This window comes from Agrobacterium tumefaciens (genome assembly GCF_013318015.2).
Classification (GTDB): Bacteria; Pseudomonadota; Alphaproteobacteria; order Rhizobiales; family Rhizobiaceae; genus Agrobacterium; species Agrobacterium tumefaciens.
Window position 1 is genome coordinate 2320414 of sequence record NZ_CP115841.1, and the last position, 14043, is coordinate 2334456.

Below are 14043 nucleotides of genomic sequence, written 5' to 3' on the forward strand. Positions count from 1 at the left end.
CTGGCGTGGTTGACACCCATATAGATAATTTCTCAGAAACGTGCCAGACCATTCAGGAAATCAAATCGATTTTTTTATGCGAGACGATGAAAATCTTATACGGAAACGCAGCATGGATTTGACCGCGGAAAATCTTGGCGTGCGACGCGGCGAAGATTTCATATTCATGAACATTTCCTTCAAGTTAAGTGACGGCGAAGCGCTGGTGCTGACCGGCCGCAACGGCTCGGGAAAATCCACGCTTCTGCGCACTGTAGCCGGCCTGCTGCGCCCCGAGCAGGGCTGGGTAAAGATAGCCGGCAAAGGAATAGAAGCGGACATGCGTCCATCGGAGGCCTGCCATTATCTCGGCCATCGCAACGCAATGAAAACGGAACTGACGGTTTCGGAGAATCTGCGGTTCTGGAAAGACTTTCTCGGTGACTTCACCGGCGGCGCCGGTGTCGATATCGATGAGGCGGCAGACATCGTCGGCCTTGCGGGCATCACCCACCTGCCCTTCGGTTACCTGTCCGCAGGCCAGCAGCGACGTTTTGCCATGGCAAAACTTTTGATCGCGTGGCGGCCGGTGTGGATTCTCGACGAGCCGACAGCGGCGCTCGACAAAGCAGCGGACGGCATGTTTACGGATCTGGTCAAGAGCCACCTGAGGAGAGGCGGCATCGTCATGGCTGCGACCCATCAGCCGCTTGGGCTCGACAATGCGCGGGAATTGCAGATGACGGGCTTTGCAGGTGTGGAGGCTTGGGCGTGATGGGTGCGTGTGCGGGGTATGCCCGCCTCTGCCCTACCGGGCATCTCCCCCACAAGGGGGGAGATCAGCAAGAGGCACCTTCGCCGCTCCATCCGAAAACTGCGCGACGGGCGAAATCTTGCCGCAGATCGATCTCCCTCCTTGTGGGGGAGATGCCCGGCAGGGCAGAGGGGGGTGAAGCCCCACGCACGGAGCACTCCCAATGACCGCCCTCTTCCTCCGCGACCTGAAACTCTCCATCCGCGCCGGCGGTGGCGCGCTGATCGGCGTATTGTTCTTCATGACCGTTGTCGCCGTCATCCCCTTCGGTGTCGGGCCTGATCTCAATCTGCTTGCACGCATCGGCCCGGCCATCGTCTGGATCGGCGCGCTGCTCTCCACCCTCCTCGGCCTCGACAGGCTGTTTCAGGCAGAGCGGGATGACGGCTCGCTAGACCTCATACTCATGCAGGAAAACCCGCTTGTGCTGACCGTGCTCGTCAAATGCCTGGCACATTGGGTGGGAACGGGTCTGCCACTGGTCATCGCCTCGCCGCTCATCGGCCTGTTCATGAACATGGACGAAGTGGCGATCGGCGCGGTGATGCTCACGCTCCTTGTCGGATCGCCCGCCATTACCTTCATCGGCGCGGTGGGTGCCGCTGTCGCCGTTGCCTTGCCGCGCGGCGGCCTTCTGGTCTCCATCCTTGTGCTGCCATTGGCCATTCCGGTACTGATCTTCGGCGTCAGCGCCTCCTATGCGGCGGTGCAGGATCCGGCACCCTTTCTGCCGCCCTTCCTCATTCTCTGCGCGATCACGTTATTTTCAGCCGTGACCGGTCCTTTCTTTGCCGCTTTGGCATTGCGCAATGTTATGGATTGATGAAACCGCAATTGCCGATCTACGATTGACGGCGATCAATTGCGGGGCAGCCATTCTCGGGTTACACAAACGGCATGAACCAGCAGACTTTCACCATCACCAAATTCAGTGATCTCGCCAATCCCACGCGGTTTCTGGCACTCTCGGCACGCATTCTGCCCTGGCTTGCGGTCCTGACAGCACTGGTGCTGGCCGCCGGTCTCTATCTGTCTTTCACGACAGATGGCGACTACCAGCAGGGTTATACCGTGCGCATCATGTATGTGCATGTCCCCTCCGCCTGGCTTTCGATGATGTGTTATACCGTCATGGCGGTCTCAGCGATCGGCACGCTCGTCTGGCGTCATCCCGTTGCGGATGTCAGCCACAAGGCGGCCGCACCCATAGGCGCTGCCTTCACGCTGATTGCGCTTGTTACCGGCTCGCTCTGGGGTAAACCCATGTGGGGAACCTGGTGGGTATGGGACGCGCGGCTGACGTCCGTCTTCGTGCTTTTTCTGATGTATCTTGGCCTGATAGCGCTCAACCGCGCCATGGACGACCCTTCCAGAGCCGCCCGTGTCAGCGCCGTGCTGATCCTCGTTGGTTTTGTGAATATTCCCATCATCAAGTTTTCGGTTGAATGGTGGAACACACTTCACCAGCCGGCAAGCGTCATCCGCATGGGCGGCTCGGCAATCGATGCGGAGTTTCTCTGGCCGCTTCTGACCATGGCGATCGGCTTTACGCTACTGTTCTTCACGTTGCACATCGCCGCAATGCGTAACGAAATCTGGCGCCGGCGCGTGGCAGCCCAACGGCGGCTTGCCGCCCGCATGGCAAACCGGGAGGCATGAGAACATGACACACGCCTTTTATATCGGCATGTCCTATGCGGCGACGGGCCTTGTCGTCCTCTGTCTCATCGCCTGGGTCATCCTGGATGGTCAAGCGCGCAAACGGGAACTGAAAGAACTGGAAGCATCCGGCGTGCGCCGCAGGGCAAAAGCCGGTTCTGCGGGTGAAACCCGATGACGCAGGCCAGCCAGCACCAGAACACCAAAGCCAAAAGCACGGGGCGCACACGATATGCCCTGGCGCTTCTGCCGCTTCTGCTTTTCGGCGGTTTTGCCATTATCGCCGGCAAGATGCTCTACGATCAGGACGTCAACGGGCTGGATATCAGCGCCATTCCATCGGCGCTTATCGGAACCAAGGCGCCCGCACTGTCGCTGCCGCCGCTGGAAGGCTCAAACCTGCCGGCCCTCAACGAGGCCGCCGTCAAGGGTAAGCTGACGCTGGTCAACGTCTTCGCCTCCTGGTGCATTCCCTGCCGTCAGGAGCATCCCATCCTTCAGGAATTGGCGAAAGACAAACGCATCACCGTCGTCGGCATCAACTATAAGGACAAACCGGACAACGCGCTTCGTTTTCTCGGCGAACTCGGCAATCCCTTTGCCGCGATAGGCGTCGACCCGAACGGCAAGGCCGCGATCGACTGGGGTGTCTATGGTATCCCTGAAAGCTATCTGGTCGGCGCCGACGGCACGATCCTCTACAAAAAGGTCGGCCCCTTCGATGCCCGCAGCGTCGAGCGGGATTTATTGCCGGCGATCACCGCTGCGGCCGGAAAGTAGCCCGCGCGCCGAACGGTATTATACCTTGGAAATCACCCTTAGCGACGGCCCTTCGGCTGTCGCCTGCAAACCCATCCCTTCAAGCACGACCTGATTGCGGCCACCACGCTTTGCCGCATACAGGCTGTCGTCAGCGCGTTTGATCGCATCGTGAATTGAATGATCTCCCCTCGCGACAGCTGAAACGCCAAAGCTTGCCGTGACCTTGGTGGCCACGCCACGGCTACGCCAATCCAGCGACAGAAGGTTCAAACGCATGGCATTGGCAAGGTGACCGGCCGCGGCGGCGGTGTGGCCGGGCAGGAAAACCACGAATTCCTCGCCACCGAAACGCGCCACCAGAGCGTCGCCACGCGCGCTTTTCCTGAGAAGGTCTGAAAGGCCGATGAGAACGATATCACCGGCGGCGTGGCCATAGTCATCGTTGATACGCTTAAAATGGTCTATGTCGCACGCAATTACTGCGCCTATTGGTGTCCCGCTGCGAAAATCGGGAACGCGCCGGTCGAACCCACGGCGGTTCAGCACATCCGTCAGCGGATCGTGCTCAGCCGCTTGCAGGTGCCGGTCGACAGTCACGGAAATCTGGCTCGCAAGTACGGATAGCGCAAGCAGAAAGCCGAATATGCTCGCGGCAAGCTGCATGTAGAAAGCATAATCGGATTCGAAGAATTCACTGAGTTCGATCATCGAACCGTTCGGCGTCATCACCAGCAACATGCCGATGCGCACCAGCGTTTCGAGCACCACGAGTGACGCAATCGCCACCATAAGCCTGTCTGCAAGCGCCAGGGGCCGCTTCCGCACGATCCAGACCGGGATAGCGAGCAGCAGGGCGCAGACAAGATCACCGATGACCAGCTCACGTTTCAGATCCGGTGTGACGAAGACATGGAACGAGACCAGCAAAACCGCCGCAGCCACGATCGACAGTCGCGCCGTCCTATAAAGCGGCCGTCCGAAATGGGTGAGTAGCGCATGGCCGTAGAGAAAAAAGGCAGAGAAAAACAACAGGTTCGAGACGATCGCCTGTACTTCGAAGGGCAAGCCGCCAAGCACCAGAGGTGCGGCAAAACCAAACGCCGCCGAAAGATATCCGAAACCCCAATATCGCGCCGAAGCGTGGCCGGTCCTCTGCAGGAACAGGAATACCACACCGAATGTCAGCATGATGAAGGGGAGAAGGTAGGCGAAATTATCTTGCACAGTGTTCTGCCGGACGGAAAGACGAGCCTTTGAGCCCGGACACTACCGCAATGCCCTTAAGAAAACTTGCATATAACGCAGGGTTTTCGTGCCTTTCCGACGCACGTACGGGCAGATATGTTCACATTGGCGGGAGCGCGTTCTGCCATTGCTTGATCGCTTCGACGGGCCAGACAAGCATCACTACGTTCAGCGTCAGATTATCGCGGATCAGCCAGCCGGTGAAGATTTCAAAGAAGATGGCGATCACAACCGTCAGCCACACCGGCACGCGGGCGGCGAAGAGGAAACCCAGCGCCATGAAAACGGTGTCCATCGCGGAGTTCAGGATGCTGTCGCCGGTGTAACCCAGCGCCATGGTCGCCGTGCGGTAACGATCGATGATGAGCGGCGAGTTTTCGAGAATTTCCCACGCTGCCTCTATCAAAACCGCAAAAGAAAGCCGCATGGAAAGGGGTTTCTTGCGAAACAGCAGCCAGGCGAGCCCGTAAAACAGGAAGCCGTGGATAATGTGTGAGGGCGTGTACCAGTCGGCAAGATGCTGGGAATTGCCCGACGTGTTCACACCGGGTTCGAACAGCTTCACATAACCGCATTCGCAAATGGGAATGCGGCCCATGGCATAGAGGATGACGATCTGCAGGAGAAGAAGTCCGGCGGCGACACCGAACCATTTGAACGAGCGCGGACGGGAAGCCGGCATCTCTGCAACTGTCATTTTTCGTCCTTGTTCAGCGGTTCGAGCGAATGACGCATGACGAGCGGCATTTGCGCCATGGTGAAGATGATCGTGATCGGCATCGTGCCCCACACCTTGAACGCAACCCATGCGTCGGTTGAGAACATGCGCCAGACCACCTCGTTCAGCACGGCGAGAAAGAGGAAGAACACGCCCCAGCGCAGCGTCAGCTTGCGCCAGCCCTCATCGTTCAGCCTGAAGGCCGAATTGAAGACATAGCCAAGCAGCGACTGGCCGAAAAACAGCCCGCCCAGCAGAATGACGCCGAACAGCGCATTGACGATGGTTGGCTTCATCTTGATGAAGGTATCGTTCTGCAGCCACAGCGTCAGCGCACCGAACACGAGAACCACGATGCCTGATATCAGCGGCATGATCGGCAGCTTGCGCGTCAGCATCCATGAGACGGAAAGCGCAATTGCGGTTGCGATCATGAACAGGCCGGTGGCGATGAAGATCGGCCCGCCGAACTCCGTCAGTACCGGAAAAGTGGAGGCCAGCCATTCGCCGCGGGAATTGGCGAAAAAGAACACCATAAGCGGGCCAAGCTCGAGCACGAATTTCAGGAGCGGGCTGATTTCCGCCACCATCTTTTCGCTTTCCTTGGAATTGCTTTCAATATCCATACTCAAACTCCCGCAATGGCCTTGGCGAAATCTTCCGCCTCGAAGGGCTCCAGATCGTCCACGCCTTCACCCACACCAATGAAATACACCGGCAGCTTGTGTTTGGCGGCAATGGCCACGAGGATACCGCCCCGCGCCGTGCCATCCAATTTTGTCATAATCAGGCCCGAAACACCCGCAACATTGCGGAATATCTCCACCTGGTTCAAGGCGTTCTGCCCGGTCGTCGCGTCCAGTGTCTGAAGCACGGTATGCGGCGCATCGGGATCGAGCTTGCCGAGCACGCGCACGATCTTTTCCAGCTCCGCCATCAGCTCCGTCTTGTTCTGCAAACGGCCGGCAGTATCAATGATGAGCACATCGCTTTTTTGCGCACGCGCCTGCTCATAGGCGTCGTAAGCGAGACCCGAGGCATCCGCACCGAGCTTGGTGCCGATGAATTGCGAGCCGGTACGATCCGCCCAGATCTTGAGCTGCTCGATTGCCGCCGCACGGAACGTATCGCCGGCCGCGAGCATGACCTTGAGGCCAGAGCCCGAGAGCTTGGAGGCGAGCTTGCCGATGGTCGTGGTTTTGCCGGTGCCGTTCACGCCGACGACGAGAATGACATGCGGCTTGTGTGAAAGATCGAGTTCCAGCGGCTTGGCGACAGGTTTCAGGACCTTGGTGATCTCACCTGCCATGATGCGCGCCACGTCCTCGCCGCTGACATCCTTGCCGTAACGTTCCGAAGACAGGGCGCCGGTGATGCGCATGGCGGTCTCGACACCCAGATCCGACTGGATGAGAAGGTCTTCCAGTTCGTCGAGCGTATCCTCATCCAGCTTGCGCTTGGTGAACAGCGCCGAAATCTGGGTGGTAAGTTGCGAGGAGGTGCGCGCAAGCCCGGCCCGCAGGCGCTGGAACCAGCTGAGCTTCGGCTGCGGCGCTTCGGCGACAGGCTCTTCGCGCTCGCTTGCCGCCGCAAAACCTTTCGGCAAGATCGGCGAAACGGCAGAGGGCTCAACGGCACCGGCAGCCTCCGCCTCATCGAGCAGCGCATCCATCGCATCTGCATCGAGCACGGCATCGGCAGCTTCGGGCAAAACCTCGGCCTGTTCTTCGGCGGCGGCTTCGGCCTGCAACAGCGACAGCGGAACAACGCCGATGTCTCCGGCCTGCTCGGCACCGGGCAGAAGCGGCGCGTCCTCTTCCTCCTGGTCATCGGAAAGGGCCGCATCAGCATCCGGAGCAGGCCCACCGGCCGTCTCAATCTCCAGTTCGGAAACCGGCTCTTTCTCGACAATGGGATGTGCTTCGGCTTCGCTCAGTGCCTCATCGAAAGAGACATTTTCTCTGGCGCGCTCAAGCGCGGAATCCTCTTGCGCCTTGCCGTCCGTCCCGGCCTTGTCCTTGCCGAAAGAAAAGACTTTTTTGATGAAGCCGAGGGCCATGGTCGTTCCCGTGTCTTTTCCTGTGCCGCTTCAGGCCGCATCCGCTGCGAGAAGCTTCATGTTCAGATGTTTGCCGTTGTGGCCGGTAATCTCAACCTGCGCAAGAGTGCGCGGGAGAAGATCGGGCGCCGCCACCAGCGTGAAATTGTCGGTATGCGCAAAACCGGTGTTTTCAACGAGGATCGTTTGCGTCGAACCGACCATGTTTTGCAGATGCACGAGCCTGAGTGCCTCGCCACGTTCGCGAAGCCTCGCCGCCCGCTCCTTCACCAGCGCACGGTCGAGCTGCGGCATACGCGCCGCCGGCGTGCCGGCACGCGGGCTGTAGGGAAATACGTGCAGGCTGGAAATGCCGCATTCTTCCGCAAGCGTCGCGGCGTTTTCGAACATCTCTTCGCTCTCGGTCGGAAAACCGGCGATCATATCAGCACCGAATGCGATATCCGGCCGGAGCGACCGCACCTCGTGACAGAAACGGATGGCATCGGCCCGCAAATGACGGCGTTTCATGCGTTTCAGGATCATGTCGTCGCCATGCTGGAGGGACAGGTGAAGATGCGGCATGAAACGCGCCTCACCGGCAATCAGATCCATCAGATGGTGGTCAGCCTCGATGCTGTCGATCGAGGATAGCCGAAGTCTCAAGATTTCCGGCACCTGCTTCAGCAATGTTTTGGCAAGAAGCCCCAGCGAAGGTTCGCCCGGCAGGTCGGCACCGTAGCTGGTAGCATCCACTCCGGTCAGCACGATTTCGCAATAACCGCTTTCCACCAGCCTGCGCGCCTGCTCCACCACAGCGCCCATCGGCACGGAGCGGGAATTGCCCCGCCCATAGGGAATGATGCAGAAGGTACAGCGATGATCGCAGCCGTTCTGCACCTGAATGAAGGCACGGACATGCCCGTCAATGTGCTTGACCATCTGCGGCGCCGTCGCCTTGATGCTCATGATGTCGTTGACGCGCAGCTTTTCTTCCGCCGAAACGCCGAAATCCGGCAGTGCGCGATAGGAGGCGCTTTTCAGCTTTTCCTCATTGCCCAGCACCGCATCCACTTCGGGCATCTCGGCAAAGGTCTGTTTTTCAGTCTGGGCAGCACAGCCGGTCACGATGATGCGCGCATGCGGATTGTCGCGCCTTGCCCGACGGATGGCCTGGCGCGCCTGGCGCACCGCCTCGCCGGTCACCGCGCAGGTATTGACCAAGACGGCATTGTTGAGCCCGGCCTTTTCGGCCTCCGCCCGCATCACTTCCGATTCATAGGTATTGAGACGGCAGCCGAAGGTTATGACCTCGACGCCGCTCATATGGCCCCCTGCTCAGCCACGGCATCGCGCGACCAGGCGCCGCTGATGGGATCGACCATGCCGGACCATTCCCATTCGGCCGGCCCGGTCATGATGACGTGGTTGTCCTCGCGCCACTCAATTGTAATCGGCACACGCACGGGGCTGGAGGCAACATCGATGGTGACCTTCCTGCCCGTGCGACCGGTGCGCGCAGCGGAAACGGCAGCGGCACATGCGGCAGAACCGCAGGCGAGCGTCAGCCCGGCGCCGCGCTCCCAGGTGCGGGTGCGAAGCGCACTGTCGGAAATAACCTGCGCCAGGGTGATATTGGCCTTTTCAGGGAACATCGGGTGGTTTTCAAGAAGCGGACCGAAGCGTTCCAGATCGAACTCCATCGGATCGCGATCCACCCAGAAAATGGCGTGCGGGTTTCCCATGGACATGACGGCGGGCGAATGCAGGATTGGCGAGTCGATCGGCCCGATCTGCAACTCGATGCGGCTCGTATCGTGGAACTCTTCAGAAAGCGGAATGTCGCTCCAGCGAAAACGCGGCAGGCCCATATCAACGGAAATCATGCCGTCTTCATGCTCAACGGCGTTCAGGATGCCCGCCACCGTCTGGAAGGTGAAGGTGGTCTTGCCGGTTTCAGAGGACAGTGCCTGCACCACGCAGCGCGTGCCGTTGCCGCAGGCCTGCGCCTTCGTGCCGTCGCAATTGAGGATATCGATGAATGCATCGGTGCCGCCGACACGCGGATCGTGGATCGCCATGATCTGATCGAACTGCGTGGCGGGATCGGCATTGAGCGCAGTGGCCGCCGCAGGCGTCACCATATCCCTGCGGCCGCGCATGTCGACAACGAGGATCTTGTTGCCAAGCCCGTTCATCTTCGCAAATTCGACCGTATCCGCCATCGTACTGAACCTGAAAACTACCTGAAACCGGAATAAAGACGGGCTTTGCCCGCACTTTCGCTCTATATGGCGGAAAGGACGGCAAATTACCAGACTGTTGCGGCGCAAACCGCTGAGCCGCTCAGGCGGAAGGTACGTCGAAGACTTCGCCGGGCCGCATGGGCTGGAAGCGGCTCTCGTCTATCCCCTGCTCAGCAAGCGCTGCCTTCAACGCGACAAGAGGAGCTTCGACCGCTTCATCGGTCAGTTGCACAGTGCCCCAATGATGGCCGCAGACATGTGCCGCACCGCAGATCTTCATGCCTTCCACGGCTTCCGCAGGGTTCTGGTGCTGGCCCTTCATGAACCAGCGCGGCTCATAGGCGCCGAAAGGCAGGTTGGCGAGACGGAACTCACCGTGTTTCTTGCGCGCGGCGTGATAATTGAGGCCGTCGTGGAAGCCGGTATCGCCGATATGATAAATCTTGCCATAAGGCGTTTCGATGACGAAGGCAGCCCACAGCGCCATGCGCCGGTCGTTCAGCCCACGCGCCGACCAATGGTGGCACGGCTCGAAATGAATTTTGACCGAACCAATCTCAAGGACATCGCCCCAGTCCCCCACCTTGATGCGCGCTGCCTCGACGCCGGTGCGGATGATGGCGTCATTGCCAAGCGGCGTGATGAAAAGCGGCTTGTGCGCGACATGCAGGCGCTTCAGCGTTTCCATATCCAGATGGTCGTAGTGATTATGCGTCACCAGCACCAGATCGATAGGCGGCAAATCCTCAAAACGGATGCCCGGCGGGTTGACGCGTTTGGGACCGGCGAAGCTGAACGGGCTGGTACGCTGCGACCACACCGGATCGATGAGAATATTCAGCCCTGCCGTCTGGATGAGAAAGGAGGCGTGACCGACGAAGGTGACGCGAATGTCCTTGCCGTCGATGCGAGGCTCCGGCTTTGCGAACGGAAACGGGCTGGGGTAGTTTTCCGGCCACGTGGCGCGCTCGCCGTTGAAGCGCCATTTCAGGAGGCCCATGAAATTGCCGGGCGGCGAGCCGCCGGGATTGAAGAAACGCACCCCGTCGAAATGATCGGAGACCGGCCCACTATAATAGGCGCTGGCGTTAGAGCGGCGCGCAAACAGGCCGCCGCCCGCAAGAGCAAGCAGACCAAGTGCGGAAAAACGAAAGAAGTTTCGACGTTTCATGGGAAAGGTATAAGAAGCCAGGCGACGCCGTTCAAGCACCGCCATCGCAGCTTTCGTCTGATCACGTAAAGATGACAAGGCATGCTTTGCCGCATGAAAACCGGCACTGTCTTGACTTTCACGGCACTTTCCTGTTTATCGCGGCCAATCAGCTGGCAGTTTCACGACTCCAAGCCGCCGACCGGGACCCGCAAAGGTATAAAGAGATCCCGGAGGTCAACACCCGACAGCGCGATGCGCCCTCGGGTGCTTTTTGGCTTTGCGTCTTGTTTTTGGCAGCGAAAGCACCGACGTTTCGGAGATCCCGGAACGAAGAAGGAAGAAACGATGTTTGAAAACCTCCAGGACCGCCTTGGTTCCATTCTGAATGGACTGACCGGCCGTGGCGCGCTGACGGAAGCCGATGTTGCCGCCGCCCTGCGCGAGGTTCGCCGTGCGCTTCTGGAAGCGGACGTTGCGCTGGAAGTCGTGCGTTCCTTCACCGACAAGGTGCGTGAAAAGGCTGTCGGCGCAGCCGTTCTGAAATCCATCAAGCCCGGCCAGATGGTCGTCAAGATCGTGCATGACGAACTTGTCGAGATGCTCGGCACCGAAGGCGTCTCGATCGACCTGCATGCGGCCGCCCCTGTCGTCATCATGATGGTGGGTCTGCAGGGTTCGGGCAAGACCACGACCACAGGCAAGATCGCCAAGCGCCTGACCGACCGCGACAAGAAGAAGGTGCTGATGGCATCTCTCGACACGCGTCGTCCGGCCGCACAGGAACAGCTTCGCCAGCTGGGCGTGCAGACCGGTGTCGATACGCTGCCGGTCATCGCAGGCCAGTCGCCGACAGATATCGCCGCGCGCGCCGTGCAGGCCGCCAAGCTTGGCGGCCATGACGTCGTCATTCTCGACACCGCCGGCCGCACCCATATCGACGAACCCTTGATGCTGGAAATGGCCGACATCAAGAAGAAGTCCAACCCGCATGAAATCCTGCTGGTCGCGGATTCGCTGACCGGTCAGGACGCCGTCAATCTGGCGCGCAACTTCGATGAACGCGTCGGCATCACCGGCCTCGTGCTCACCCGTATGGATGGCGACGGACGCGGCGGTGCGGCCCTCTCCATGCGCGCCGTCACCGGCAAGCCGATCAAGCTGATCGGTATCGGCGAGCGCATGAACGAACTCGACGAGTTCCATCCGCGCCGTATCGCCGACCGTATTCTTGGCATGGGCGACATTGTCTCGCTGGTCGAGAAGGCCGCCGAGAATATCGATGCCGAAAAAGCCCGCGCCATGGCCGAAAAGATGGCCAAGGGCAAGTTCGACCTCAACGATCTCTCCGACCAGCTTGCCCAGATGAAGAAGATGGGTGGCATGGGCGGTATCATGGGGCTGATGCCCGGCATGGCCGGCATGAAGGACAAGATGGCTTCCGCAGGCCTCAACGACAAGATGTTCGACCGCCAGATCGCCATCATCTCGTCGATGACCAAGGCCGAACGCGCCAATCCCGATATCCTCAAACACAGCCGCAAAAAGCGCATCGCCGCCGGTTCCGGCACCGATGCCGCCGAAATCAACAAGCTCTTGAAGATGCACCGTGGCATGGCCGACATGATGAAAGCCATGGGCGGCAAGGGCAAGGGCGGCATCATGAAGCAGATGATGGGCGGCCTTGCGGGCAAGATGGGGCTTGGTGGCATGATGGGCGGCGGCATGCCTGATCTGTCGAACATCGACCCGAAGCAGCTCGAAGCACTTCAAAAACAGGCTGAAGCTGCCGGTCTTGGCAAGCCGGGCGCAATGCCCGGTCTCGGTGGTCTGCCAGGCGGGCTACCCGGTCTGGGCGGGACAAAGCTGCCGGGTCTCGGCGGCATGCCGGGCCTGCCCGGCTTCCCGAAAAAGAAGTGAGGGCGACGCCAGTGAACAACGCAGAAGTGAAAGCCCAGCTTTCCGAATACCGCCAGTCGATCGACAATATCGATGCCGCACTGGTTCACATTCTTGCCGAACGTTTCCGCTGTACCAAGGCGGTGGGCGTGCTGAAGGCAAAATACAATTTGCCGCCGGCGGACCCGGCGCGCGAGGAATACCAGATCGAACGCCTTCGCCGTCTGGCAAAGGATGCAAATCTGGATCCGGATTTCGCCGAGAAGTTTCTAAACTTCGTCATCAAGGAAGTCATCCGGCATCATGAAGCAATAGCCGCCGAACATGGCGGTAATGAAAAGACCGCCTAACCGGCGGACAAGCTATCTCAAGGAGTAAATAACATGGCACTTAAAATTCGTCTCGCACGCGGTGGTTCCAAGAAGCGCCCGTACTACCAGATCGTCGTTGCTGACGCCCGTTCGCCCCGCGACGGCCGTTTCCTGGAGAAGGTCGGTTCCTGGAACCCGATGCTCGCCAAGGACAACCCGCAGCGCATCGAGCTGAAGGCTGACCTCATCAAGGAATGGATCGCCAAGGGCGCACAGCCGACCGACCGCGTTCTGCGCTTCCTCGCAGAGGCAGGCCTTGCCGATCGCGCCGCTCGCAGCAACCCGGAAAAGGCATTGCCGGGCAAGCGCGCTCTGGAACGCGTTGCAGAAAAGAAGCAGAAGGCTGAAGACGCAGCTGCTGCCGCAGCAGAAGCTTCTGCTGCAGAATAATCTGCAATAGAATTTTAGAGAACGGGTGGCGTGGTTTTCCATGCCGCCCGTTTTTTGTTTATTTTGGTATCAACAAACTTTAGAGCGTCAGGAACTATGCTCTAACGCGTTGGATCTGCGCATCGTGCCCTGTGAAAATCGATTCCGATTTTCACGCTGATGCTGTAAACCAGACGCAACCAACACCAGAAGACGGACGGCCCGATGGCAAAGCTGGAAAACCCGATACTCATGGCAAAGATCGGCGGCGCACAGGGATTGCGCGGCGAAGTTCGCGTCAGCACCTATACGGACGAACCGATGGCGCTCGGCGATTACGGCAATCTGGTCAGCGCCGATGGCCGTGTCTTCGAAATTCTGGAAGTGCGCGAGGGCAAGAATGTGGTTGTCGTCCGCTTCAGGGGTATCAACGACCGCAATGCAGCGGAAAGCCTGAACGGGCTCGAACTGTTCATCGAACGCGACAATCTGCCGGATGACGAGCTGGACGACGACGAATTTTATTATGCCGACCTCGAAGGGCTGGAAGCCGTCGATGCCGAAGGCAAAAGCTATGGCGCCGTCAGCGCCGTTTACGATTTCGGCGCAGGCGACCTCCTGGAGCTGAAAGGTGCGGGCCGCCGTCCCGCCCTCATCCCCTTTTCGGAAGCAGCCGTGCTTGAAATCGATCTGGAGGCGAGACGCATTCTCATCGATCCCATGGCCGCTGGCCTGATCGACAATCCGGACGACAAAGACGAAACCGGCGCATCGCCTTTCGGCAAGAAATAAG

16 protein-coding genes are annotated in these 14043 nt (G+C 59.5%); 9 read left to right on the forward strand and 7 right to left on the reverse strand.

Translation table 11 applies throughout. The features are described 5' to 3' along the window. Positions 1–112 precede the first annotated feature (112 nt). From ccmA to G6L97_RS11425, 5 genes are all read left to right on the forward strand, one after another. On the forward strand, positions 113–754 hold the full coding sequence (gene ccmA, locus G6L97_RS11405; protein ID WP_065705171.1) for a heme ABC exporter ATP-binding protein CcmA: 642 nt from the start codon (positions 113–115) through the stop codon (positions 752–754). 202 nt (positions 755–956) lie between these two features. Beyond that, on the forward strand, positions 957–1616 hold the full coding sequence (gene ccmB, locus G6L97_RS11410; RefSeq protein ID WP_003516632.1) for a heme exporter protein CcmB: 660 nt from the start codon (positions 957–959) through the stop codon (positions 1614–1616). A gap of 74 nt (positions 1617–1690) precedes the next feature. Further along, positions 1691–2452: a heme ABC transporter permease gene (locus G6L97_RS11415; protein WP_003516631.1), complete on the forward strand. Its 762-nt coding sequence runs from the start codon at positions 1691–1693 to the stop codon at positions 2450–2452. Between the two features lie 4 nt (positions 2453–2456). Continuing rightward, entirely contained in the window at positions 2457–2630 is a 174-nt protein-coding gene (gene ccmD / locus G6L97_RS11420) for a heme exporter protein CcmD (protein WP_013636916.1), read from the forward strand. After that, positions 2627–3232 (forward strand): DsbE family thiol:disulfide interchange protein, encoded by a 606-nt coding sequence (locus G6L97_RS11425; protein ID WP_111782569.1) that lies wholly within the window; start codon positions 2627–2629, stop codon positions 3230–3232. Before ccmD ends, G6L97_RS11425 begins: the two co-directional genes overlap by 4 nt. Before the next feature lie 18 nt (positions 3233–3250). Here G6L97_RS11425 and G6L97_RS11430 read toward each other — a convergent pair whose 3' ends face one another. The 7 genes from G6L97_RS11430 to G6L97_RS11460 form a co-directional block, all read right to left on the reverse strand. Then, complete coding sequence (locus G6L97_RS11430) at positions 3251–4438, reverse strand: GGDEF domain-containing protein (protein WP_162686661.1); 1188 nt, start codon at positions 4436–4438, stop codon at positions 3251–3253. A gap of 121 nt (positions 4439–4559) precedes the next feature. Continuing rightward, positions 4560–5156: a DUF2585 domain-containing protein gene (locus G6L97_RS11435; RefSeq protein ID WP_111782568.1), complete on the reverse strand. Its 597-nt coding sequence runs from the start codon at positions 5154–5156 to the stop codon at positions 4560–4562. Further along, complete coding sequence (locus G6L97_RS11440) at positions 5153–5803, reverse strand: septation protein A (RefSeq protein ID WP_003516625.1); 651 nt, start codon at positions 5801–5803, stop codon at positions 5153–5155. Before G6L97_RS11440 ends, G6L97_RS11435 begins: the two co-directional genes overlap by 4 nt. Before the next feature lie 2 nt (positions 5804–5805). Further along, a complete protein-coding gene (ftsY, locus tag G6L97_RS11445) occupies positions 5806–7236 on the reverse strand; it encodes a signal recognition particle-docking protein FtsY (protein WP_111782567.1) in 1431 nt (476 codons plus the stop codon). A 30-nt stretch (positions 7237–7266) separates the two neighbouring features. Continuing rightward, on the reverse strand, positions 7267–8541 hold the full coding sequence (gene mtaB / locus G6L97_RS11450) for a tRNA (N(6)-L-threonylcarbamoyladenosine(37)-C(2))-methylthiotransferase MtaB (protein ID WP_038492430.1): 1275 nt from the start codon (positions 8539–8541) through the stop codon (positions 7267–7269). Next, on the reverse strand, positions 8538–9440 hold the full coding sequence (gene dapF / locus G6L97_RS11455) for a diaminopimelate epimerase (protein WP_111782566.1): 903 nt from the start codon (positions 9438–9440) through the stop codon (positions 8538–8540). Before dapF ends, mtaB begins: the two co-directional genes overlap by 4 nt. A gap of 121 nt (positions 9441–9561) precedes the next feature. Next, complete coding sequence (locus G6L97_RS11460; protein WP_013636923.1) at positions 9562–10677, reverse strand: MBL fold metallo-hydrolase; 1116 nt, start codon at positions 10675–10677, stop codon at positions 9562–9564. Positions 10678–10959: 282 nt separating this feature from the next. On the opposite strand from G6L97_RS11460, the gene ffh reads away from it, so the two are divergent. From ffh to rimM, 4 genes are all read left to right on the forward strand, one after another. After that, a complete protein-coding gene (gene ffh / locus G6L97_RS11465; RefSeq protein ID WP_003516616.1) occupies positions 10960–12531 on the forward strand; it encodes a signal recognition particle protein in 1572 nt (523 codons plus the stop codon). Positions 12532–12542: 11 nt separating this feature from the next. Next, complete coding sequence (locus G6L97_RS11470) at positions 12543–12860, forward strand: chorismate mutase (RefSeq protein WP_013636924.1); 318 nt, start codon at positions 12543–12545, stop codon at positions 12858–12860. 33 nt (positions 12861–12893) lie between these two features. Next, positions 12894–13271, forward strand: a complete 378-nt coding sequence (gene rpsP / locus G6L97_RS11475) for a 30S ribosomal protein S16 (RefSeq protein WP_003516612.1) — start codon at positions 12894–12896, stop codon at positions 13269–13271. Positions 13272–13475: 204 nt separating this feature from the next. Next, a complete protein-coding gene (gene rimM, locus G6L97_RS11480) occupies positions 13476–14042 on the forward strand; it encodes a ribosome maturation factor RimM (protein ID WP_003516610.1) in 567 nt (188 codons plus the stop codon). Position 14043: the final 1 nt, after the last annotated feature.